Annotated in this window: 21 protein-coding genes; 17 read left to right on the top strand and 4 right to left on the bottom strand. The window is 61.4% G+C overall.

The features are described 5' to 3' along the window. Nucleotides 1–68 precede the first annotated feature (68 nt). The 9 genes from QRN22_RS15985 (at nt 69) to QRN22_RS15945 (ending at nt 10869) form a co-directional block, all read left to right on the top strand. Nucleotides 69–458, top strand: a complete 390-nt coding sequence (locus QRN22_RS15985; RefSeq protein WP_042556195.1) for a DUF3592 domain-containing protein — start codon at nt 69–71, stop codon at nt 456–458. Nucleotides 459–731: 273 nt separating this feature from the next. Then, on the top strand, nt 732–1295 hold the full coding sequence (locus tag QRN22_RS15980) for an antibiotic biosynthesis monooxygenase (RefSeq protein ID WP_042556196.1): 564 nt from the start codon (nt 732–734) through the stop codon (nt 1293–1295). Between the two features lie 37 nt (nt 1296–1332). Continuing rightward, nucleotides 1333–2151 (top strand): alpha/beta fold hydrolase, encoded by an 819-nt coding sequence (locus QRN22_RS15975; RefSeq protein ID WP_042556197.1) that lies wholly within the window; start codon nt 1333–1335, stop codon nt 2149–2151. Between the two features lie 148 nt (nt 2152–2299). Continuing rightward, nucleotides 2300–4141, top strand: coding sequence for an amidohydrolase (locus tag QRN22_RS15970; protein WP_179540103.1), 1842 nt, complete (start codon nt 2300–2302; stop codon nt 4139–4141). A gap of 703 nt (nt 4142–4844) precedes the next feature. After that, complete coding sequence (locus QRN22_RS15965; RefSeq protein ID WP_042556200.1) at nt 4845–6497, top strand: MFS transporter; 1653 nt, start codon at nt 4845–4847, stop codon at nt 6495–6497. Continuing rightward, entirely contained in the window at nt 6494–7120 is a 627-nt protein-coding gene (gene ycaC / locus QRN22_RS15960; RefSeq protein ID WP_042556201.1) for an isochorismate family cysteine hydrolase YcaC, read from the top strand. The genes QRN22_RS15965 and ycaC overlap by 4 nt, the downstream gene beginning before the upstream one ends. 52 nt (nt 7121–7172) lie before the next feature. Then, nucleotides 7173–8075, top strand: coding sequence for a LysR family transcriptional regulator (locus QRN22_RS15955; protein ID WP_042556202.1), 903 nt, complete (start codon nt 7173–7175; stop codon nt 8073–8075). A gap of 180 nt (nt 8076–8255) precedes the next feature. After that, nucleotides 8256–9206 carry a GlxA family transcriptional regulator gene (locus tag QRN22_RS15950; protein WP_042556280.1) on the top strand — a complete coding sequence of 317 codons (951 nt, stop codon included), beginning with the start codon at nt 8256–8258 and terminating at the stop codon, nt 9204–9206. A 217-nt stretch (nt 9207–9423) separates the two neighbouring features. After that, nucleotides 9424–10869 (top strand): ATP-binding protein, encoded by a 1446-nt coding sequence (locus QRN22_RS15945; RefSeq protein WP_042556203.1) that lies wholly within the window; start codon nt 9424–9426, stop codon nt 10867–10869. On the opposite strand, the gene QRN22_RS15940 is transcribed toward QRN22_RS15945, so the two are convergent. From QRN22_RS15940 to QRN22_RS15930, 3 genes are all read right to left on the bottom strand, one after another. Continuing rightward, nucleotides 10866–11297, bottom strand: coding sequence for a helix-turn-helix domain-containing protein (locus QRN22_RS15940; RefSeq protein ID WP_042556204.1), 432 nt, complete (start codon nt 11295–11297; stop codon nt 10866–10868). The two genes, QRN22_RS15945 and QRN22_RS15940, sit on opposite strands and share 4 nt — an antisense overlap. Nucleotides 11298–11455: 158 nt before the next feature. Next, nucleotides 11456–12094 (bottom strand): response regulator, encoded by a 639-nt coding sequence (locus tag QRN22_RS15935; RefSeq protein WP_042556205.1) that lies wholly within the window; start codon nt 12092–12094, stop codon nt 11456–11458. After that, nucleotides 12091–15144: a sensor histidine kinase gene (locus tag QRN22_RS15930; RefSeq protein WP_156152794.1), complete on the bottom strand. Its 3054-nt coding sequence runs from the start codon at nt 15142–15144 to the stop codon at nt 12091–12093. Before QRN22_RS15930 ends, QRN22_RS15935 begins: the two co-directional genes overlap by 4 nt. 229 nt (nt 15145–15373) lie before the next feature. Between QRN22_RS15930 and QRN22_RS15925 the strand changes: the two genes are divergently transcribed. The 4 genes from QRN22_RS15925 to QRN22_RS15910 all read left to right on the top strand — a co-directional run bounded on the left by QRN22_RS15925 (nt 15374) and on the right by QRN22_RS15910 (nt 19478). Continuing rightward, nucleotides 15374–15661 carry a hypothetical protein gene (locus QRN22_RS15925; RefSeq protein WP_042556206.1) on the top strand — a complete coding sequence of 96 codons (288 nt, stop codon included), beginning with the start codon at nt 15374–15376 and terminating at the stop codon, nt 15659–15661. Nucleotides 15662–16046: 385 nt separating this feature from the next. Then, a complete protein-coding gene (locus QRN22_RS15920) occupies nt 16047–17372 on the top strand; it encodes an ATP-binding protein (protein ID WP_082045902.1) in 1326 nt (441 codons plus the stop codon). Beyond that, complete coding sequence (locus tag QRN22_RS15915) at nt 17372–18325, top strand: O-methyltransferase (RefSeq protein WP_156152795.1); 954 nt, start codon at nt 17372–17374, stop codon at nt 18323–18325. The genes QRN22_RS15920 and QRN22_RS15915 overlap by 1 nt, the downstream gene beginning before the upstream one ends. Nucleotides 18326–18392: 67 nt before the next feature. Continuing rightward, a complete protein-coding gene (locus QRN22_RS15910; protein WP_082045903.1) occupies nt 18393–19478 on the top strand; it encodes a DNA cytosine methyltransferase in 1086 nt (361 codons plus the stop codon). On the opposite strand, the gene QRN22_RS15905 is transcribed toward QRN22_RS15910, so the two are convergent. Next, nucleotides 19470–20213, bottom strand: a complete 744-nt coding sequence (locus QRN22_RS15905) for a hypothetical protein (RefSeq protein ID WP_156152796.1) — start codon at nt 20211–20213, stop codon at nt 19470–19472. The two genes, QRN22_RS15910 and QRN22_RS15905, sit on opposite strands and share 9 nt — an antisense overlap. Before the next feature lie 451 nt (nt 20214–20664). On the opposite strand from QRN22_RS15905, the gene QRN22_RS15900 reads away from it, so the two are divergent. The 4 genes from QRN22_RS15900 to QRN22_RS15885 all read left to right on the top strand — a co-directional run bounded on the left by QRN22_RS15900 (nt 20665) and on the right by QRN22_RS15885 (nt 22336). Beyond that, nucleotides 20665–20937 (top strand): helix-turn-helix domain-containing protein, encoded by a 273-nt coding sequence (locus QRN22_RS15900; protein ID WP_042556209.1) that lies wholly within the window; start codon nt 20665–20667, stop codon nt 20935–20937. Further along, on the top strand, nt 20912–21355 hold the full coding sequence (locus QRN22_RS15895; RefSeq protein WP_156152797.1) for a hypothetical protein: 444 nt from the start codon (nt 20912–20914) through the stop codon (nt 21353–21355). Before QRN22_RS15900 ends, QRN22_RS15895 begins: the two co-directional genes overlap by 26 nt. Nucleotides 21356–21653: 298 nt before the next feature. Continuing rightward, complete coding sequence (locus QRN22_RS15890) at nt 21654–22025, top strand: excalibur calcium-binding domain-containing protein (RefSeq protein WP_042556210.1); 372 nt, start codon at nt 21654–21656, stop codon at nt 22023–22025. 20 nt (nt 22026–22045) lie between these two features. Next, on the top strand, nt 22046–22336 hold the full coding sequence (locus tag QRN22_RS15885; RefSeq protein ID WP_042556211.1) for a FitA-like ribbon-helix-helix domain-containing protein: 291 nt from the start codon (nt 22046–22048) through the stop codon (nt 22334–22336). Nucleotides 22337–22373 lie beyond the last annotated feature (37 nt).

Genomic DNA, 22373 nt, shown 5'->3' with positions numbered 1-22373 from the left:
GCGGTTTTTCCATGAACCTTCGCTTCGCTAATGCGCCTACTGATGACGTTCCACTATTCGAGTCCGTCATGCCTGTTTCCGTGTTTCTCGCCCTGGTCTTCGGTTGTGTCGGCGCCGTGTTGGTGGGCATTGGCCTGTCCCGTCGCCGCGCCAGCCAGGATTGGCAGTTGGCCCAGGGGCGAATCATCGCCAGTGACTGGGGGCTCAATACCTCGAGCCGCTACCCGCGCTTCGAGTGGCGCGACGAGCACGGCAACCTGCACATGCACGAAAGCAGCATGAGCAGCTGGCGCCACTACCGCAAAGGCGATGCGGTCTCGGTGCGCTACGACCCGGCGTTCCCCAAGCGCGCGGTGATCGACACCGCGGTACAGCGTGGCGCCTCGTTCTTCTGGCTGGGCGTGCTGCTGTTGAGCATCGCCGGCCTGTTCCTGCTCGTCGAGCTGGTACTGCAGTAGCCACGCCCTGCGGCCGATCCCCTCGGCTTGCGACGATTCAGCACATACGTCCAATCGATAAGCCGACCCCGGCGGCATAGTGGCTGCACGGTCGTCGTGCGCCTCAGGGCCCGACTCCGGGATGCCGCTGGCGCTCGTTGCATGGCCCTGCGGTTCGTCGATTTTTGCCACGAGGGTCAGCCCCTTGAAGCCGTTGCTGCGCGCCTCGCCATCCACCGTCGAGCGTCTGCGTGTGTGGCCCGGCTGCGTGCATCTGGCAGGAGGCCAGTGACCATGACTGCCGTTCAACCCAGCGACGTGGTGACCCTGGTCATCCAGCACAAGGTGCGCCCCGGTCATGTGCCGGCCTACGAGGCCTGGCTCAAGCGTGCCCTGACGGCCGCCGAGCAGCAGAGCGGTCACCTGGGCGTGAACGTGATTCGCTCGGACGGGCAGAGCGACACCTTCACCACCGTCCTGCGTTTCGCCGAAAGCTGGCAGCTGGACGAGTGGATCGCCTCCGACCGCCGCCGCCTGCTGATCGACGAAGTGCTGCCACTGCTCGACGGCGGCGACCAGACCCAGGTCAGCCGCGATCACGAATTCTGGTTCACCCCCGAACACGCCCAGGCTGCGCAACCGCCGAAGTGGAAGCAGGCCGTACTGACCTACCTGGTCATCTGCCCGCTGACCATGCTCATCCCCCAGTTTTGGCTGCCGCTGTTCCAGCAGTACCCGGCCCTGGGCGCGGTGGTACCGAGCAACCTGCTGATCACCCTGTGCATCGTCGTGCCGGTGGTGTTCTGGATCATGCCGGCAGTTACTCGCTGTTGCGCGGGCTGGCTGAGCGCCCGTTGATTTCCCCATCCATTGCGATACCCGAGAGGAAACGCCCATGAGCACGTTCACGACCCGCGACGGCACCGAGATCTATTTCAAGGATTGGGGCAGCGGCAAGCCCGTCCTGTTCAGCCATGGCTGGCCGCTGGACGCGGACATGTGGGACTACCAGATGGAGTACCTGAGCAGCCGTGGCTACCGCACCATCGCCTTCGACCGTCGCGGCTTCGGGCGCTCCAGCCAGCCGTGGACCGGCTACGACTACGACACCTTCGCCGACGACATCGCTGAACTGATTGAGCACCTCGACCTGCGTGACGTGACCCTGGTGGGCTTCTCCATGGGCGGCGGCGACGTGACCCGCTACATCGGCCGCCACGGTACCTCGCGGGTCGCCAAGCTGGCGCTGCTCGGCGCGGTGACGCCGATCTTCGGCAAGGCGGCGGACTTCCCCGAGGGCGTCGACGAGTCGGTATTCGCGGGCATCAAGGCCGGCCTGCTCAAGGATCGCGCGCAGTTCATCGCCGATTTCGCTACCCCCTTCTATGGCATCGACAAGGGCCAGCAAGTCTCCGCTGGCGTGCTCGCTCAGACCCTCAACATTGCCCTGCTGGCCTCGCTCAAGGGCACCGTGGACTGCGTGAGCGCATTCTCGCAAACCGACTTCCGCGCCGACGTGGCCAAGGTCGACGTGCCGACCCTGGTGATCCACGGCGACGCCGACGCCATCGTGCCTTTCGCGACCACCGGCAGGCTCGCCGCGCAGATGATCGAGGGCTCCGAACTGAAGGTCTACGAGGGCGCGCCCCACGGTTTCGCCGTGACCCACCAGCAGCGCCTCAACGAAGACCTGCTGGCCTTCGTGTCCCGCTAACCGACCGGAGCGCCCCGCCATGACTTCAGATCCCAAAGATCCCAAGCGCCGCCAGGTCGTCGCTGCCGGCAGCCTGCTCGGCGCCGCCGGCGCGCTCTGGTCCGCCTTACCTTTCGCCGGTCGCGCCGGCTACGCATTCGGAGCGAACATGAACGACGCCGACCTGATCCTGCTCAACGGCAAATTCCACACCGTCGACCCCGAGCGGCCCCAGGCCACCGCGGTCGCCATCAAGGACGGCCGCTTCATCGCCGTGGGTAGCGACGCCGAAGCCATGGCCACCAAGGGCGCAGGCAGCAAGGTCATCGACCTGAACAAGCGCACCGCGATTCCCGGCCTCAACGACTCGCACCTGCACCTGATTCGTGGCGGCCTGAACTACAACCTGGAGCTGCGCTGGGAAGGCGTGCCGTCCCTGGCCGATGCCCTGCGCATGCTCAAGGACCAGGCCGACCGCACACCCACGCCACAGTGGGTGCGCGTGGTCGGCGGCTGGAACGAATTCCAGTTCGCCGAAAAGCGCATGCCGACCCTGGCCGAGATCAACCAGGCGGCGCCGGACACCCCGGTATTCCTGCTGCACCTCTATGACCGCGCCCTGCTCAACCGTGCCGCACTGCGGGTGGTTGGCTATACCAAAGACACGCCTAACCCGCCCGGTGGCGAGATCCAGCGTGACAGCAGCGGGGAACCGACCGGCATGCTGATCGCCCGGCCCAACGCGATGATCCTCTACTCGACGCTGTCGAAGGGGCCGGCGCTGCCTCTGGACTATCAGGTCAACTCCACCCGGCAGTTCATGCGTGAACTCAACCGCCTCGGCTTGACCAGCGCCATCGATGCCGGCGGCGGTTACCAGAACTACCCCGACGACTACCAGGTGATCCAGCAACTGGCCGACGCCGATCAGCTCACCGTGCGCATCGCCTATAACCTGTTCACCCAGAAGCCCAAGGAAGAACTGGCCGACTTCCAGAAATGGACCAAGACCGTCACCTACGGCCAGGGCACCGATTACTTCCGCCACAACGGCGCAGGGGAGATGCTGGCGTTCTCCGCCGCCGACTTCGAAGATTTCCTCGAGCCGCGCCCGGACCTGCCCGCCGGCATGGAGGCCGATCTCGAGCCGGTGGTGCGTCACCTCGTCGAGCACCGCTGGCCGTTCCGCCTGCACGCCACCTACGACGAATCCATCTCGCGCATGCTCGACGTGTTCGAGAAGGTCAACCGTGACATCCCGTTCAATGGCCTGCCGTGGTTCTTCGACCACGCGGAAACCATCACCCCGCGCAACATCGAGCGGGTCAGGGCGCTTGGCGGCGGCATCGCCATCCAGCACCGCATGGCCTTCCAGGGCGAGTACTTCGTCGACCGCTACGGCGCCAAGGCAGCCGAAGCCACGCCCCCGATCAAGCGCATGCTCGCCGAAGGCGTGCCGGTCGGTGCGGGTACCGATGCCACCCGCGTCGCCAGCTACAACCCCTGGACATCGCTGTACTGGCTGGTCAGCGGCAAGACCGTGGGCGGCACCGCGCTGTACCCCGAAGGTCTGTCCCGCGCCGTCGCCCTGCAACTGTTCACCCAGGGCAGTGCCTGGTTCTCCAGTGAACAGGGCAAGAAGGGCCAGATCAAGGTCGGGCAACTGGCTGACGTGGCGGTGCTCTCGGCGGATTACTTCAGCGTGACGGAAGAAGCCATCAAGCACCTCGAGTCGGTCCTCACCGTGGTCGGCGGCAAGGTCGTCTATGGCGCCGGCGAATTCGACAAACTCGGCAACCCGCCGCTGCCGGTCCTGCCGGAATGGTCCCCGGTGGCCAAGGTGCCTGGGCACTGGAAACCGTCCGCACCGCTGCAAGCCGCCGTGCATCAGTGCATCGGCTCCTGCGCCGTGCATGCCCACAGCCATGAGCGCGCCCGGCAGAGCAAGGTGCCGATCAGCGACTACGCCGGCTTCTGGGGCGCCTTCGGCTGCTCGTGCTTCGCGTTCTAGAACCGGCCTCGTTGTTCCCACGCTCTGCGCGAGAACGACGGGCCGCATTAAACCGTGGGAGCGGGCCATGCCCGCGATTCGCGCGCATGGCGACGCTCCCACAGGTGAGTAGGCGATTTACGGGACATGGGCTCGCACGCCATAGGGCGGATGACGCTTTTTTCATCCACCAAGCGATTGCGGCCCCGGTGGATGGGTGAAGCGTCATCCACCCCACGGAATTGTGGGAGCGGGCCATGCCCGCGAATCGCGCGCATGGCGACGCTCCCACAGGTAAGGAGGCGATTGGCGAGGCATGGGCGCCGTAGGGTGGATGACGCTTTTTTCATCCACCAAGCGATTTTGGCTCCGGTGGATGGATAAGGCGTTATCCACCCCACGGAATTGTGGGAGCGGGCCACGCCCGCGATTCGCGCGCATGGCGGCGCTCCCACAGGTGAGAAGGCAATTGGCGAGGCATGGGCGCCCGTAGGGTGGATGACGCTTTTTTCATCCACCAAGCGATTTCGGCCCCGGTGGATGGGTGAAGCGTCATCCACCCTGCGGGGATTGTGGGAGCGGGCCATGCCCGCGATTCGCACGCATGGCGACGCTCCCGCAGGTGAGGAGGAGATTCGCGAGGCATGGGCTGACGTCTGCATTGCGGGCATGCGCATTTTTTCAACGAACACAGATCGTCATTGTGCGGTTTACGAGAGCAGCCATGGAAAGCGTCATCAAGCGGAACCCCGCCAGCCCCTGGAGCCCGTTGCGCAGCAGCGTGTTTCGCTGGTTGTGGCTGGCCAGTATCGCCTCGAACATCGGCACCTGGATGCACGAGGTGGGGGCCGGCTGGCTGATGACCTCGTTGTCTGCCAGCCCACTCGCGGTGGCGATGGTGCAGGTGGCGGCGGCCTTGCCGATGTTCTTTCTGGCGCTGCCCGCTGGCGCCCTGGCGGACATCGTCGACAAGCGTCGCTACCTGCTCACCGTGCAGCTGTGGATGGCCAGCGTGGCGGTGCTGCTCGCCAGCCTGACGCTGCTCGGCTGGATGAACGTGCCGCTGTTGCTCCTGCTGACCCTGGCCATGGGCATCGGCACCGCGCTGATGATGCCGGCCTGGTCGGCACTCACCCCGGAGCTGGTCGGCAAGGATGAACTGCCAGCCGCGGTGGCGCTCTCCAGCCTGGGCATGAACGTGGCGCGGGCCATCGGGCCGGCCATCGCCGGGATTCTGGTCAGCCTCAGCGGGCCCTGGCTGACCTTCGCCCTCAACGCCGTGTCGTTCTTCGCGGTGATCGCCGCCCTGTACGCCTGGAAACGCACGCCTACGGTGAGCATCCTGCCGGCCGAGCGGCTGTTCGGCGCGGTGCGCCTCGGCGTGCGTTATGCGCGCAGTGCCAAGCCGCTGCAGGCCGTGCTGGTACGCACCCTGGCGTTCTTCGTCGGCGCCAGTGCCGGTATGTCGTTGCTACCTCTGCTGGTGCGCCGCGAACTGCAGGGCACGGCGGCGGATTTCGGCATCCTGCTCGGCTGCGTGGGCGCTGGTGCCATCGCCGGGGCGATGTTCCTGCCCAAGCTGCGTGAGCGGCTGCGTAGCGACCTGATCGTCGCCGGTGCCAGCGTCGCCTATGCCGCCGTGCTGTTCGCCCTGGCCTTCATCCGCGATTTCGCGCTGTTGATTCCGGTGATGCTGGTCAGCGGCGCCGCCTGGATCGCCGTGCTGTCGAGCCTGCAGGTGGCCGCACAGACCTCGGTGCCCAGCTGGGTACGGGCCCGGGCCCTGGCGGTGTACATCCTGGTGTTCTTCGGCTGCAGTGCCCTGGGCGGCATCGTCTGGGGTTCGCTGGCCAGCGAGTTTTCGCTGACCGTTGCCCTGGCTGGCGGCGGCACGATGCTGCTGCTCGGTGTGCTGCTGTCCTGGGGGTTCGCGTTGCCGGTCACCGCTGCCGAAGACCTGGCGCCCTCCGTGCACTGGCCCGCGCCGGTACTCAGTGCCGACATGGACCGCGAGCGCGGCCCGGTGATGGTCACCCTGGAGTACGACATCCCCGCCGAGAACGCCGCCGCGTTCAGCGAAGCCATGCTCGCCGTGCGTGCCATGCGCCGGCGCAACGGCGCGCTGTCCTGGGGCCTGCTGCAGGACAGCGAGAACCCGCAGCTCTGGCAGGAATTCTTCTTCGATGCGTCCTGGCTCGAGCACCTGCGCCACCACGGCCGCGTCACCGTCGCCGAGCAACGCATCGAAGCCAACGCCCGGCAGTACCAGCGCGACGGCGTCGCCGTGCGCATTCGCCACCTGCTCGGCGTGCCGGCACCGCATACCCCGCAAGCCCCTTCAGCAAACACCCCTAACGCAACAGGAGTATCACCATGACCGTTCCCTACAAGCGCCTCAACAAAGATGACGCCGTCGTTCTGCTGGTCGACCACCAGGCTGGCCTGATCTCCCTGGTTCAGGATTTCAGCCCCAGCGACTTCAAGAACAACGTCCTGGCCCTGGCCAACTGCGCGAAGTTCTTCAACCTGCCGACCATCCTCACCACCAGCTTCGAGCAAGGCCCCAACGGACCGCTGGTTCCCGAACTCAAGGAGCTGTTCCCGGATGCGCCGTACATCGCCCGCCCTGGCCAGATCAACGCCTGGGACAACGAAGACTTCGTCAAGGCGGTCAAGGCCACCGGCAAGAAGCAGATCATCATCGCTGGCGTGGTGACCGACGTCTGCGTGGCGTTCCCGACCCTCTCGGCCATCGCCGAAGGCTTCGACGTGTTCGTGGTCACCGATGCCTCCGGCACCTTCGACAAGACCGTGCAGCAAGCCGCCTGGAACCGCATGAGTGCTTCCGGTGCACAACTGCTGAACTGGTTCTCCGTGGCCTGTGAGTTGCATCGCGACTGGCGCAACGATATCGAAGGGCTGGGCGCGCTGCTGTCCAACCACATCCCCAACTACCGCAACCTGATGACCAGCTATTTCACGCTGACCGCCAGCAAGTGATGACACCCGGCCGCGGTGATCCTTCGCCGCGGTCGGCCTCTGGAGCACCTTCTTGAACCGCAACGATCTTCGCAAGGTCGACCTGCACCTGCTGGTCGTATTCGAAAGCCTGATGCACGAGCGCAACCTCACGCGCACGGCGGAGAAGCTCTACCTCGGCCAGCCGGCGATCAGCGCGTCGCTGACCCGTCTGCGCGACTATTTCAATGACCCGCTGCTGGTGCGCAACGGCCGCGAGATGGAGCCCACGCCCCGCGCGCTGGAAATCTTCCGCCGCCTGCCAACGGCGCTGGATGGCATTTCCCAGGCGATCAGCGAAGTGACGGACTTCGACCCGAGCAGCAGCACCGCGGTGTTTCGCATCGGCATGTCCGACGACGTCGAGTGCGGCCTGCTCCCGCAGTTGCTCGCCCACCTGCGCCAACAGGCGCCCGACTGCGTGCTGGTGGTACGCAACGCCAACTTCCTGCTGTTGCCGGGGCTGCTCGCCACGGGCGAGGTGTCCATCGGCATCAGCTACACCACGCAGCTACCGGCCAACGCCAAGTGCCGCAGCCTGCGTGACATCCGTGCCATGGTCATCCGTGCTGCCGATGGCACGCCGCCGCTGAGCCTGGACGACTACTGCACGCGGCCTCACGCCCTGGTGTCCATGTCCGGCGACCTGTGCGGCAACATCGATCAGGATCTGGCGCGCCTCGAGCGCTCGCGCAAGATCGCCCTGGCCGTGCCGCACTTCAATGGCCTGGGTGCGCTGCTGCGCAATTCCGACATGATCGCCACCATCCCGGATTACGCCGCCGAAGCCCTGGTGCAAGGCGGTGGGCTGGTGATGGAAGCGCCACCGTTCGATATCGTCCCCGCGCAACTGACCATGGTCTGGCGCGCCGCCCAGGACCAGGACCCCGCCGAGCGCTGGCTGCGCGAGCAGATCCTGCGCTTCATGGGCGCCTGATCCCGCTGGTGCCTTTCTGGCCGCCTGCCAGCAACACTTTAGTGTTGTACCGAGGCGGTCCTTGCGGGTCTGCCATTCAGGCTGTCGGGCCCCGATAATCGGCGTACGATTCCCCACCCGGCAGTTGTCCGACATCCATGTCAGGCCGTGTCCCTCCGTGTTTCGAGACCCTGCATGCCCATTAGAACCGTGGCGATCCTGCTCTTTCCCGACGTGCTGATGCTCGACGTGGCCGGCCCTATCGAGGTGTTTTCGGTCGCCAACCGCTATCTGCCCGAGAGCGATCACTACCGCATCCTCACCCTGGGGGCGTCGTCGCTGGCCGTGCGCGCCTCCAACGGCATTGTCATGCAGGCCGACCAGTTGGCCGAGGACGCGCCGGTCGCCTACGACACCCTGCTGGTGCCCGGCGGCCCCGGCGCCTACGACTCCAGCCACCCGCATCTGCATGCCTGGCTGCGGGACGCCGCCGCAGCGTCGCGTCGGCATGGCGCGGTGTGCACCGGTGCGTTCATCCTCGGTGAGGCGGGTTTGCTCGACGGCCATCGTGTGACCACCCATTGGCATTATCTGGATCGCCTGGCCAAGCGCTATCCCAAGGCGCGGCTGGAAAGCGATCAGCTGTTCACCAAGGACGGCAAGCTGCTCAGCTCCGGCGGCGTGACGGCTGGCATCGACCTGGCGCTGTCGATCCTTGCCGACGACCACGGCAAGAAGCTGGCGCTGGATGTCGCCAAGGTGCTGCTGGTGGTGATCAAGCGCCAGGGTGGGCAGGCCCAGTTCAGCCCGCTGCTGCCACCGACCGGGCAGGGTGCCACGCCCCTCGAGCGCATCCAGCAGCACGTGCTGGAGAACATTCACGAGCCGTTCAGCGTCGAGCAACTGGCCGAATTGGCGGCCATGAGCGTGCGCAACTTCGCCCGGGTATTCACCCGTGAGCTGCAGATGACGCCCATGGAGTTCGTGCTCGCCGCCCGCATCGACCACGCCCGCAGCCTGCTCGAAGGCACCGACCTGCCGATGAAGACCGTGGCCTTTCGCAGCGGCTTCGGCAGCGCCCGGCACATGCGCCAGATGTTCGACAAACGCCTGGGGCTGACCCCGGTGCAGTACCGCCACCAGTTCGGCTGATCTCGACCCGTTTGGTTGACGAAAGCCCCGTGCCAGAGCGGCCAGGCTGTTGTCCGTGATGGGCACCGGTATGGCCGAATCGATACCCCCATAGCGATGTCGCACCGTCGGCGATCGGCGGAGAATGATTCTCTTATCACTGCAAGGAGCGGCGCATCGCCGACCAGCCGAGGCCCATTGGGGTGCGTGTCCGGCCTGGCGCGACGCTGAAAGGATCATGCACGATCTCGACACCCGTGGCGAAGACACTGTCCTGCGTTTCGGCCGTTTCGAACTGCACCCGCAGCGCCGCCTGCTGCTCGATGGCGACCGCCCGCTGCAGATCGGCGCCCGGGCTCTGGACATCCTGCTGGTGCTGGTGGAAAGCGCCGGCAAGATCGTCAGCAAGGAGACCATCATCTCCCAGGTCTGGCCGAAGACCTTCGTCGAAGAGATCAACCTGCGCGTGCACATCTCGGCCCTGCGCCGGGCCCTGGGCGTTTGCCCGCAATCGCGGGACTACATCACCAACGTGCGCCAGCGCGGCTACAGCTTCGTCGCCTACGTCGAGCAGGTCAGCCAGCGTTCCGGCGAGCTCGACCTGCAGCCCTGCGCAGTGCCCAGCCTGCCCGGCAAGCCGGTGCGCATCGAAGGCCGCGACAAACTGATCGAGGAACTGACCCGGCGCCTGCAGACCCGCCGGCACATCTCCCTGATCGGCCCCGGTGGCGTCGGCAAGACCACCGTCGCCCTGCGCGTCGCCCAGCAACAGCTCGGCCAGTTCCGCGACGGCGTGCGCTTCGTCGACCTGGCGATGGTCAGCGACCCGGCGCAACTGGCGGTTGCGCTCGTCTCGGAACTGGGCTTCGCGGTGCCGGCCGATCAGCACGCCCAGGCCTTTCTGCTCACCACCCTGGCGCACCGTCACATGCTGGTGCTGCTGGACAACTGCGAGCACCTGATCGACGCCTGCGCCGCGCTCTGCGAAGCCCTGCTGCACGCCGCGCCAGCTCTGCGCATTGTTGCCACCAGCCGGGAGGCCCTGCGTACCCGCGAGGAATACGTGCAACCGCTGGCGCCGCTGGACACCCCGCCGCTGGGCAGCCACCTGCGCCTGGCCGCTGCCTTGCGTTACCCCGCGGTAAAGCTGTTCGCCCGCCGTGCCCGGGCGCGGCAGTCGGGCTTCAGCCTGCGCGAGACCGATGTGCCGCGGGTCGTCGAACTCTGTCGGCGCCTCGACGGCCTGCCCCTGGCCATCGAACTGGCTGCCGCGCAACTCGACGTGCAGAGCCTGGAAGGCATCCTCGCCCAGCTGGAAAACCACAGTTACCTGAGCCTGCTTGGGCGGCGCACCACGCCGGCCCGGCAGTCCAGCCTGATGGCCTCGCTGGACTGGAGTTACGCGCTGCTCGACCAGCGCCAGCGCAGTTGCCTGCACGGGCTGTCGGTGTGCGACGAATACTTCACCGTGGCCGATGTGCGCAGCGCACTGGCAGGCTTGCCGATCAGCGACAGCGAGCGCTGCGCTTCATTGGCGCGGCTGGTCTCGCTGTCGTTGATCGGCCTGCGCCGCGACGGCGATCGGGTCTACTACCACATGCTCAACAGCACCCGCGCCTACGCCGCCGAGAAGCGCCGCCAGGCCGCCATCGTTGCGGCGCAGGTGCTGCCGACACCGGCTTAGCAGGCAACCTGCCGGAGCAGCGCCGACACCGGCTGGGCAGCCATCTGCTGGCGCTTCCAGGCCAGCGGGCTCAGGCCCGTGCTCTTGGCGAACACCCGGCAGAAATGCGCCTGATCGAAGAAGCCGCAATCCATGGCGATAGCCGTCAGCGACAGCGACGACTGCAGCAGCATTTCCCTGGCCTTTGCTACCCGTTGCTGGCGCAACCACACGTGGGGCGACAGGCAGGTACTCTCCTTGAACTTGCGGGTGAAATGGCTGCGTGACAGGGCGCAGGCCTCGGCCACTTCGGCGACCGAAATACCAGCATCCAGGTGTTCGAGCATCAGCCGCTTGGCGATGGCCTCCTGCCAGGTCGCGAGCCGACCGATCGCAGGCGTGGCGTCGCTGGCGACGAGGGTAGGGCGGGGCTGCGCTGCTCGATTCATTGGGATGTCCGTATTCGCTGGCAGCGCCGCAGGAGCGCGGTGCTGTGCGGCATTGCAGAGAACGCCGCGGGCGATACGGATTGTTGGAGAGCAGGGCGGTAGGGGCGAGTTGCGTAATGTTAATTAAGGTTAAGGGCGGTGCTTAACGTTGCAACACATCAGCCTGGCGGCCAGGCGTCGATGATCCCGCGTTGCATCGCGATGGCCACCGCGTGGGTGCGGTTACGCGCCTTGAGCTTGTCCATGATGCTGCGCATATGGCCCTTCACCGTGTCTTCGGAGATGCCCAGCTGGCTGGCGATATCGCCGTTGCCCAGGCCCTGGGCGACGCTGCCCAGCACCTGGGTTTCCCGGGCGGTGAGGGTGTCCTGGGCGATGGCATCGAGCAGCTCGCTGGCGATCGGTTCGGGGAAGTAGCGCTTGCCCGCCGCCAGGGTACGGATGGCCGTGACCAGCTCCTTGCGCAGCATGCTTTTCAGCAGGTAGCCCCGGGCACCGGCCTGCACCGCCTGCAAGGCACGGGCGTCGCCGCTGTAGGTGGTGAGCACGGCGATGCAGGCGTCCGCGAACTGCCGACGAATCGCCTGGATGGCCTCGGTGCCGTTGAGGCCGGGCATCTGCAGGTCCATCAGGGTCACGTCCGGGCGCAGCGCTGCGAACCGCTCCACGGCCTGCAGGCCATCGGCGGCCTCGCCGACCAGCAGGATGTCGTCGTGGGCGTCGAGCACCGCTGCGATGCCGTCACGCAGCAGGGGGTGATCGTCGACCACCAGCAGGCGGATGGGGGCGTCGTTCATGCATCGTCTTCCGTTCGGGGGCGCGCCGTCAGCCAGCGCCGCCAGGCACTTCGGGTTGGCCCGGCATAGGCCAGGCTGGCGCTCAGTTGCAGGTGCACGCGGGTGCCGGCAGTCGGCAGCGGTTGCACCACGAGGCGGGCGCCGATACCGCTGGCGCGCTCGTGCATGCCACGCACGCCCCAGTGCCCGGGCCGACCTTCAGCGGCGGTGTAGGCGGCCGGGATGCCCTGGCCGTCATCGTCGATACGCAACTGGAAGCGCCGCCCACCATACACCAGGCGAACCGCGATGCGCCGTGCCGCGCCATGGCGTATCGCGTTGCCGATGGCCTCGGCGGCGATGCGATAGGCCTCGTCATGCACCGGCGCCTGCAGGGCGCGCCGCTGGCCCTTGACCTGTACGGCAAAGGCCAGGCCCGGCTCGTCCAGCGTTGCGCCCAGGCGCTCCAGCGCGGCGGGCAGGTCGATGCCCGGGCCCGGCTGACGCAGGTCCTGTACGCGCTCGCGGCCTTCGTGCATCACCTCGTCGGCGCGGTCCAGGGCGTGCTCCAGGCGCGGCCGTGCGGGGTGGTCGGCCGTCAGCGTGTCGGTCGCCGCCTGGAAGCGCAGCATCAGCCCCTGCAAACCTTGCAGCAGGGTGTCGTGCAGCTCCCGGGCGATCCGCTCGCGTTCGCTCTGCCGGGCCTGCAGGCGCAGTTGCAGGCGCCGCCGATCACGCTGCACCACCAGGCGATGCAGCCACCACAGGCCGAGCAGCAGCGCGGTGCCCAGCGGCAGGTAAAACAGCGGCCGCAGGTAGAACACCGGCTCGACGCTGAACGCCAGCACGGTCGGCGCGGCCGGTTCGCCACCCCCCTGGTCGAAGGCCTGCACCTCGAAACGGAAATCCCCAGCTGGCAGCCCGGTATAGATGGCCTGACGCTGGCGCCCGGCTTCGATCCAGACGCGGTCGTAACCCTGCAGGCGATAGCGGAACGACAGGCTGTGCGGCGCCCGCAGGTTCAGCGCCGTGTAGTCGATGACGAGGCGCTGGGTGGCGGCGGGCAGTCGCAGCCCTGCCTGCAGTGGCATGGGCGCACCGTCCACTTGCAGCCCTTCGATCACCACCAGTGGCAGCGGCGGGGCGGGCGACTGGCTGGCCGGGTCGATCCAGCTCACCCCCGCGCTGGTGGAGAACCACAGCCGCCCATCCGGCCCGGCCACCGCCGTGGGCAAGGGCAGCACCCGGTAGGGGTCGTTGGCCAGGCTGCCGTCCAGGCCGATGGAGCGGTAGCGCAGGCGATGCTGCGGCTCGGCCAGGGCACGCTGCCACTCGGCCGCAGGCACCTGCACGATGCCAGCCTTGCCATGCACCCACAGGTCTCCAGCCGTGCCGGGGAGAATCGCGTAGATGTTGTCGAACTGGCCGTTGTCCGGCAGATGCAGGGTCTGGAAGCGTTGGCCGTCGAAACGTGCCAGGCCATGCTGGCCGCCGACCCAGGAGCTGCCGCCCTGATGCAACTGAGCGGTAACGTGACCGATGTTCAGGCCATCCGCCGCGCCCCATCGGCGCATCTGATCGCCCTGGCGGGTGACCAGCAGGTTGTCCCGGTAGCCGAACCACAGGCGGCCTTGCTCATCGCTCCCCGCGCTGACCGGCATCATCTGGCTCGGCGCCTCGCTGACGCCGGGCACCGCCTGCCACTGCCCACCGCGCAGCACGAACAGCCCGAGCCGGTTGATCGACACCCACAAGGCGCCCTCAGCACCTACCGCCATGGCGCGGATCGAGGCATCTTCCGGTGCCTGCTCGGGCAGTTCGGCCTGTCGCTCGACGCCCCCTGGCGTGCCGCGCCATACCCCATTGGGGCCGCCAACCCAGACTGCGCCATCGGCAGCGGCGATCAGGCTGGTGACCGGCTCGGGGATCGGCCAGCGTTGCAGGTCACCGCCGTGCAGGCGCATCACTCCCTGGTTATTGCTGGCTGCCCAGAGCGCGCCGTCACTGGCCACCGCCAGTGCGGCATTCAGGGTGCCGGCGGGCAACGATGCGGCCTTCAGCTCGCCTAAGCGAAAGCGGTCGAGGCCGCCGCTGCTGCCGGCCCACACCGTGCCGTCGCGGTCCTCCAGCAAGGGCCACAGGTAATCGGCACTCAGCCCCTGGGCGCTGGTGAGCTGCTCGGCATCGGCCTCCTTCAGCATCGCGTTCGCGGCCGGGTAGCGGCGCAGCCCGTTGCCGGGCGTGCTGGTCCAGAGCCCGCCGCTGTGGTCGAACAACAAACCGTTGATGGGCGAGTCCAGTTCCTGGCTCAGCAGGTGCGGCGCCGGGCCCTGCACGACGCGGTGCAGGCGATTGACGTAGCGCTCGGCGACCCACAGCGTGCCGTCCGCCGCCTGGGCGATCTGGCTGGCCCAATCGAGCTCGCCCGCCACCTCGCTGAAACGCGGCGCACCGGCAGGGCGCTGATACAGCCCCTTGCTGCTCGCCGCCCACACACCGCCCTCCCGGTCGACGAACACGGCCCGGGCACTGTTCGCCGTAAAACCCTCGGCTTCACCGACCCGCTGCCAGCGCTGCCCGTCGAAACGTGCCAGGCCGTCATGGGCCGCCGCCCAGAGCGTGCCGCTGGGCTCACGGGCGAAACCGTAGAGCGCTCCGCTCGGCAGCCCGGCCCCGGGCGCGAAGTAGCGGGCGGCCGGCCCCTCGATCAGCCGCGCGCCACCGGCCCGCAGCCCGACCCACAGGCCATTGTCCACCGCCAGCAGGCTGGCGACGGTGCCCAGGGGCTGCTCGTCGCCGGGGCGATAGGGCACGAAGGTGAAACCATCGAAGCGCAGCAGCCCGTCATCGCTGCCCAGCCACAGGTAGCCATCGGCCGTCTGCGCCAGTGTGCCCACCTGGTTGGGACCGTCATCGTCCGCCGTGGTCCAGCGGTGATGCTCGCGCACCGCCAGCGGTTCGGCCTGCACGCCCGGCAGGCACACACCCAGTAACACCGCCAGCAGCCAGGCGCGACCACGCCGTGCCACGTCAGGCACACCATAGGCTAGAGTCAGGGGAGGGCGGTTCACGGCAGGCCGTCAGGTAAACGCGAAAACGCCGATTGTGCGCCCAGCGTTACAGCGATGCCATAGCCGTAGGGTGACCGGCCGCACAGCACGCGAAATGTAAGTGGGACTAAAATTATCCGCCTCAACGAACCTGCACGAATCTGTTTACAGCTGTACACTGAACTCCGAGCCGCCATCGTGGCTCTCAATGATCGACGGGAATGATCATCACCAGCCAGGAGGGCTGATCATGGGATTGGAAGACCACGAGTGGTGGCGCGAAGAGCGCCGACAGCAGGGACACAACGCATCATGGGACAACTTCAGGGCCAAACCTGAAAACGATCCCTCCACGCCTGACGCCAGCGTCCTCAGAATCCAGCGCCCCGCCAAACTGCGCGCGACCCCCTCTTACCTGCACCTGCACGCCCAACAACTCCTCGACGCCCGCGAAGGCTCCAGCACCAGCCGCCTGCTGCTGATCCTCGGCGTGGTCGCCTGCGGGTCGATGGTGGCGGTGGGATATTTCGTTTTTTAACGGAGGTTGGAGCGGGTAGGGCAGATATAGGCAGCGGAGAAAAAGGCTTATCGGTTGATAAGCCTTTTTGGTTTCCGGAGAAAGGACGCGCTAAGCATTATGAATCCCCTAAGAACCTCCTCGCTGAGCCAGAGCCCCCCATAGATCAGCCCTTCTAGCCCTTCATGGTGCTAGCTAGACCAGTCTTTTCCAGAAAATTCGATCAATGTAGTCATCTTGCATCTTTACCTCTGCGTCTTACCGCGCTAGCTTCTCAAGGGATGGCACATTGCAGTCAGTCACTCGTCATGCTACGAGCATCTAGCTACAGAACGGTGACTCGCTGTAAAACTCTGATAAGACCTAGTTTTGCAATTAAATTTCGGACGAAAGTTTGGGGGCAAGGATGACGCAGTGGACTGCTAAAGCTGATCCTACTAAAGAATTCTTCATCGACATGATCACGAGAGATATCGGTCTAGATGAATGTATTTTTGATCTACTTGATAACAGCATAGATGGCGCTTATAGAAACCGTCATGAAAATGGCCGCCTGGATGGCTTCCATGCCGAAATTAATGTTTATGCCGACTCCTTTACAATCCATGATAACTGCGGAGGCATGAAGCTATCTGACGCGACGGATTACGCCTTCCATTTTGGTCGGCGTGCTGATGCACCTAAAGACTCTGATCGCTCTATCGGTCTTTATGGTATTGGCATGAAGAGGGCGGTTTTCAAAATAGGGAAAAAGATTGTAATTCAGAGCTCAACCAAGAGTAACCCGCAAGAGGCATTTTCAACGACCATTGAGGTCGATAACTGGGCCGCAAGTAAAGAATGGGACTTCACCCTGGAGCAGCTTACCCAGCCTGATTTCATTGGTACGCAGATTGATATAACAGATCTCAAAGAAGGTGTAGGTGCCGAATTTGGGGATGAGCTTTTCGTTAAGGAGCTCAGAACGAACATCGGTCGATATTATTCGTTTTTCATAGAAGACGGATTTGAAATAAAAGTTAATGGTGTAACAGTCAAGCAACATATTTTTGGTGTTCGATCCAGTGAAGAGATCGAACCATATGTAGACTCTTACGTTGATAAAGAAACAGGTGTAACCGTAAGAATCGTGTCTGGCCTTGCCGGAGTTCCTCCAGATGATGCTTCAGATCCTGATGTAGTCAGCCGAAATACAAGCAACTGGGGCTGGTTTGTGGTGTGCAATAATCGCGTCGTGCTAGCGGGAGATAAGACCGACAAAACAGTTTGGGGTGACGGAACATTCCCAAGCTGGCACCCCCAGTATAATGGCTTTATGGGGATTGTATTTTTTGAGTCAGATAAGCCTGGCGAGCTACCATGGACAACTACTAAGCGCCAAATAGATGAAACCGTTCCGGTGTATCGCCGCGCTGTCGTTGGAATGCGTGATGCAACTCGCACCTATCTTAATTATACTAACACCAGAAAGTCATCTCTAGAACAGGCAAAAACAGTCGAGGGAAAGGCTGAGTACGTATCCGTAAAAACAGCTGCACCCTCAGCCGCCAAGTCAATGAAGCTACCCACTTATAGTCCAAAGCCGAAAGTTAGAATGGCTAATATTCTCTACCAAAAACCTGTCGAGCAAGTAGAGGCGGTAGCAAGGGCTTTAGGTAATCGATCTCTTTCTTACAAAGATGTTGGCATAAAAACATTTGAGTATTTTTATGAGAATGAGGTCGGTGAATAATGGCCTCTTTTGAAGCTGTAAATTACTTGATTCGTCCAAATAAAAGTGTTGAGCGAAAGTTGATTTTTGATACGCTCTTGCACCTCTCGAAGACTTTCGATATACCTAGCTACATATATGTTGGAATGGGGTCAATGTGGTTTATTGACTTCGTTTTAGCTCACAGAAATTTAGGTATTTCAAAGCTGATTTCTTTTGAGCACCCTGATTACTCGAGTAGAGCTAAGTTTAATTGCCCTTATAAGGCCATTGAAGTTCGCGGAGAAACAGTATCTGATGGAATTAAAAACCTAAACTGGCAGGAAAATTCAGTTGTTTGGCTGGATTATGATACCGGCCCCGAAGGCCCTGTTCTTGAAGATGTAGGTTATCTTGCTCAGCGCATGTCTGTTGGTTCTTTTTTACTGATCACTCTCAATGCCCACGTTGCTAGGCTTCCGGATAAAGATAGCCAAGGGAATCCAATTACAAGACACGAAGCTCTTTCCGAACTTATGGGGGAGTTTGCACCCGATGACAGTGAGTTTCCTAACTTAAATCTTAAACAATACCCTTTTGCCCTAGCCAAGGCCCTGACGCTATGCGTTGAAAGGGAAACTCGCCGATCAGCTAGAGGTATCGAGTTTTATCCATTTATGAACTTCAAGTATAGTGATAATGCGCCAATGATCACTGTAGGTGGTGTTTTTCTAGACACTCCAACTAAAGAAAAATTTCTTACTAACACTCATGTGCAAACTAGTCATTATCTAAATAATCCTCTTTTCGAGATAAGTATTCCACACTTAACACAAAGGGAACGAGCTGTACTGGATAGCCTGCTTCCTGATCATGAAGGCATAAGTGAGGCCAAGTTTGAAGATGCTTGTGGGTTTAGAATTCCACAGAAAAGCCTCAGTGGTTACTCGGAGTTTTATAAGCTGTATCCCGTTTTTGGCGAGATTCTTATCTAAACGGCACGATCGACACCGGCCTATATTGTGTTGTATAATAGTTTCCAGCGTATTTGTGGGAATTAAAATGAAATTGCTAGATCTGTTCAGTGGATGCGGTGGAATGACTTTGGGAGCCAAGAACGCAGGCTTTCAGACGGCACTCGCGGTTGATATCGATCCCATCTTGAGTAGTTCCTTTGGGAAGAATTTTCCGAATATTCCTTTTCTGCGTGCCGATGTTAGTTTGTTGGGAGCAGAAAATCTTTCCGAGGTTATAGCGCACGGTGTAGATGGTGTTATAGGGGGGCCTCCTTGTCAGGGGTTCAGCGGAATAGGGCGGGGCGATGCTGCAGATCCTAGAAGAACTCTCTTGGGAGAGTTCTTTCGCATTGTTGATTTGGTCTCTCCACGGTTCTTTGTAATGGAGAATGTCCCCGGATTAATGTTTCCAGATAATAAACCCGTTCTTGATTCTGCACTTGCTCGCTTAGGCTCTGAGTGGGAGATTGTCGGGCCTGTTATACTCGATGCGTCCGATTTTGGTGCGCCTACGAAAAGAAAGAGGGTTTTCGTTTTTGGGTTTAATAAATTAAAAACTGCTCCTCTTTCCCTATCGAAAATTACTTCTGGTTTCTATCCTAGTGTCAATGTGAAGGATGCGATTGCAGATCTTAAAGGGGCTTATATTGCTAAAGACGGTTTGTGGAGATATAAGAGTAAAGCTAGGTCTACATATGCCTTCAAGATGAGATCTCAGTCGGGAAAGTTTAATGGCCATCAATTGACCAAACATAAACTCTCAACTGAGCTCCGATTTTCGACTATTCCTCAAGGCGGTGTAGATCCTGTCGGTAAGCATAAGAGGTTGGCTTGGTCAGGCTACTGCCCAACACTGCGAGCGGGTACAGGGTCAGACAAGGGCTCCTATCAGTCTGTCCGTCCTCTACATCCTGATGAGGATAGAGTCATAACCCCGCGTGAAGGGGCTAGGTTACAGGGCTTTCCTGACGAGTTTATATTTCATGATACTGTTTGGCACAGCTTTCGGATGATTGGGAATAGTGTGTCACCAATCATTGCCGAAGCTCTGTTGGGAAATATTCACGATGGTTTGTCCGAACTTCGAGTTGCAGAGCGCCCCTCAAATTTCGAGAAGAATTTATCAGTATAATTGTTTGCAGGGCCTATAGAATTCCATTAGGTTCCCATCTAACATTCCGTTAATGTATAACGCTTCCACCATGTCGCCGAATTCTTCCTGATAATATCCAGGGACTTGAGATTCAGTTGTCGTGGTGGTTGAGTTTTTTCTCGCAATTTCTTCATATTTTTTTATCAATACTGCGAGTCTATGCAAGTCGCTTCTGATCCAGTTTACGGTTTCTTGGGTTGCGGAACCTTCCTGCGTATACAGTGCGCTGTACATTTCAACATAATTTGAATTCTTCTTCTTTTTGAAAATCTGTACAAATCTATGAATTGATCCATCCCTTTCGAGACGGTTTTCGTTAAAGTTTCGATTTATTCGGGTCGCTAGTTTTTCTATTAACAGTTGTATTTCCGACAGGGCAGCCTGTTTCTCAAGGTGTAATGCTTGATTTGTAGCGGCTTCTGCCGTTTTTCTCAACTCGATACGAGTCAGTTCAAGATCTTCTTTTGATGTGGCAAGTTCTTCTTTTTGGGACTTTAGTGTCGCAATTAGTATGATTATTGTTATAAAGCTCAGGAATGGGTTTAAGGTTCCGCCAAGATAATCTCCGAATTGCCCCCAATGCTCTGTTTTTCCTGATAATGGCTGGGCTTGGAATTCGAATAGAAAAAAACCTATTACTATTGCTACACCTATAAGAACCGGCAATAGGGTCTTCACCCCGATATCAAATTTTTTAGTTGATTTAGTTTTCATCATCTCGTCCCTGAGTCTCGGGCGTACCAGCGCCTAGCTGCTTCCTGAGTGATCGCTATCCCGCGTTTTGACCGGTCAAGTTTCGATTTGCCTCTGCGTAGTCTGGATCTATCTGGCCGGTTTCCGGCGCCGTCATCCCAGTCCGAAGCCAAAGAGAGTACTCAGGGTAGCGATTTGCTATCAAGTCCAGCTCGTTGGTGCGCAGATTTGCCCGCTTGTCGTAGCGGATCGTTTTGCATCTCTCTTCCTTTAGTCCTGTGGCTTCGCCAACCTCTCGGTGGCCGAGGATAGACATAAAGTATCTAACGCGATCCTGTGTTGATTTCATAAAGATCTAAAAGCTCTTCGTTGAAATATTCCACAACTCATTTGAGGTGGTATTATTCCACTAAGCCTATGGAGATTTACCACTTAGGCCGATGTGATGATCGACGGATTATAGGGGCTTTGCATGGAACAGTCTGGAATAGAGGGGTTCGACACACAGGGAAACCCAGAACGCGTCAACGACCTGCGTGATGCGCCGTTTTGCTCAAAGCTCGTGTTCGCCAAGCTCGTGGGCATCGACGTCATTACCGAGGATGTCGTACGCCGCTGGATCGAATCCGGCACCGTCCCGACCGCCAAAATTGGCCGTCACCGCGTCATCAACCTGCACCATATCCGCCGAGGAACAGACTGCGGCAAGAGCATGGTCTATGAAAGGGATTGCCGTGATGACTGAGCCAATTTCTAGCGAGGTCGATGCGGACGGCAAGGTTGCTCTACTCAGCACCGCCGCCAACGACCTACTCAGCATCGCGCGTTTTGCCGCTACCTGCGGAATCACTACCGATCAGGTGGGCGAGATGATCGAGAACGGCAGCCTGCCGAGCGTAACCCGCGCTGACTTGCTGATGGTCGATCTGAGCAAGCTGCGTGCAACTGGTCTCGATGGGGAGGAGGGCGACATCGGCGAAGCTCGCAACACCATGGGCGAACAGCTAGCTCAGGATGCTCAGGCTGCCCTGGCCTATCTCGGGCAGACCATCTGGTCGAGCTGGTGTGGGACGATCAGTTGGAGCCTTTGTGGCAGTGCGTCCAGGTGGTGGGTGTTGTGCTGCCGGTGGAGGGTGTTTGGGCGCACGGCTATTTCATGGTGATGGGCGTGGCGGGCGCTAGCCCGTTTCCCGATGAGGTGTTCTTCTCGGATATCCGCACCCTTCGGGTGGTGCGCCTCGACGGTCTAGCCGAGGAGAGGGCGCAGGTGCCCGGTTAGTCGGAGCATGGCGCTGACGAGACGCTGTGATAACGCTACAAGGTAGCCAGTCGGCAGGCGCCGGGTTCTGTGCGGCACGCTGCAGTGCCATGCTGCTGGATAGATGACTCCACGGCCAAAGCAGGATGCGCTAATCTTGCCGTCCGCAGGCTGCGAAAGCCGTTACGCAATGGAGTGCAGGCGTGAAAAAACTGATCGTCATCATCGCCCTGGGCTTTGCCTTCTGGCACTTCTACCTGAAGCCGCCAAGCAGCCCGGTAATCACCAATGTCGCCGCCGACGGCTCGGTCTTGAGCAGCCCGGTGATCGAACAGCCCGCCCCGGCGTTTTCTCTCGAACGCTTCATCCCGACCTTCGCCTGGACCGGCACGGACGCTCAGATCAAGCCAAAGTCCCAATCGCAGCCCGCCTCGAGCTATCGCTGCGATGGCCGTCAGCATTGTTCCCAGATGCGTTCTTGTGACGAGGCCAAATTCTTTCTACATAACTGCCCCGGCGTAGAGATGGACGGCAATAACGATGGCGTACCCTGCGAGCGACAGTGGTGCGGGTAGTCACGAAACGCAGGCATTGAATGGCAACTATCACGATTCGAAATCTGGACGATGACCTCAAGGCCATGCTGCGCGTCGTTGCTGCCAGCCACGGGCGCTCCATGGAAGAAGAGGCGAGACTGATCATTCGCCAAGCGCTGACCAAGCAAGATAAGAAAGGTGGCTTAGGGCGTCGCCTCCACGCTCGTTTTTCTGCGGCGGGTGGTGTTGACCTCGATGTGCCTGAGCGAAACACCAAAGCCAAGGCTGCGAGCTTCGACGACAACGTGCTTTCCAAACGGATGAAGCCAGTATTCGCATCTGGCACCTGATCGCTTCGACACCGCCTTGATCCTTTCACCGATTGCA

The sequence above is a fragment of the Pseudomonas sp. MEJ086 genome (genome assembly GCF_030209025.1).
GTDB classification, from domain to species: domain Bacteria; phylum Pseudomonadota; class Gammaproteobacteria; order Pseudomonadales; family Pseudomonadaceae; genus Aquipseudomonas; species Aquipseudomonas fulva_A.
The sequence above is the reverse complement of the archived record's forward strand: the minus strand, read 5'-3'. Positions and strand labels throughout refer to the sequence as shown.

Bases quoted from the DNA above. Each gene is read 5' to 3' on its own strand.
- QRN22_RS15985 (WP_042556195.1), top strand. From the start codon at position 69: ATGCCTGTTTCCGTGTTTCTCGCCCTGGTCTTCGGTTGTGTCGGCGCC.
- QRN22_RS15980 (WP_042556196.1), top strand. From the start codon at position 732: ATGACTGCCGTTCAACCCAGCGACGTGGTGACCCTGGTCATCCAGCAC.
- QRN22_RS15975 (WP_042556197.1), top strand. From the start codon at position 1,333: ATGAGCACGTTCACGACCCGCGACGGCACCGAGATCTATTTCAAGGAT.
- QRN22_RS15970 (WP_179540103.1), top strand. From the start codon at position 2,300: ATGAACGACGCCGACCTGATCCTGCTCAACGGCAAATTCCACACCGTC.
- QRN22_RS15965 (WP_042556200.1), top strand. From the start codon at position 4,845: ATGGAAAGCGTCATCAAGCGGAACCCCGCCAGCCCCTGGAGCCCGTTG.
- ycaC (WP_042556201.1), top strand. From the start codon at position 6,494: ATGACCGTTCCCTACAAGCGCCTCAACAAAGATGACGCCGTCGTTCTG.
- QRN22_RS15945 (WP_042556203.1), top strand. From the start codon at position 9,424: ATGCACGATCTCGACACCCGTGGCGAAGACACTGTCCTGCGTTTCGGC.
- QRN22_RS15940 (WP_042556204.1), bottom strand. From the start codon at position 11,297: ATGAATCGAGCAGCGCAGCCCCGCCCTACCCTCGTCGCCAGCGACGCC.
- QRN22_RS15935 (WP_042556205.1), bottom strand. From the start codon at position 12,094: ATGAACGACGCCCCCATCCGCCTGCTGGTGGTCGACGATCACCCCCTG.
- QRN22_RS15925 (WP_042556206.1), top strand. From the start codon at position 15,374: ATGGGATTGGAAGACCACGAGTGGTGGCGCGAAGAGCGCCGACAGCAG.
- QRN22_RS15920 (WP_082045902.1), top strand. From the start codon at position 16,047: ATGACGCAGTGGACTGCTAAAGCTGATCCTACTAAAGAATTCTTCATC.
- QRN22_RS15915 (WP_156152795.1), top strand. From the start codon at position 17,372: ATGGCCTCTTTTGAAGCTGTAAATTACTTGATTCGTCCAAATAAAAGT.
- QRN22_RS15910 (WP_082045903.1), top strand. From the start codon at position 18,393: ATGAAATTGCTAGATCTGTTCAGTGGATGCGGTGGAATGACTTTGGGA.
- QRN22_RS15905 (WP_156152796.1), bottom strand. From the start codon at position 20,213: ATGAAAACTAAATCAACTAAAAAATTTGATATCGGGGTGAAGACCCTA.
- QRN22_RS15900 (WP_042556209.1), top strand. From the start codon at position 20,665: ATGGAACAGTCTGGAATAGAGGGGTTCGACACACAGGGAAACCCAGAA.
- QRN22_RS15895 (WP_156152797.1), top strand. From the start codon at position 20,912: ATGAAAGGGATTGCCGTGATGACTGAGCCAATTTCTAGCGAGGTCGAT.
- QRN22_RS15885 (WP_042556211.1), top strand. From the start codon at position 22,046: ATGGCAACTATCACGATTCGAAATCTGGACGATGACCTCAAGGCCATG.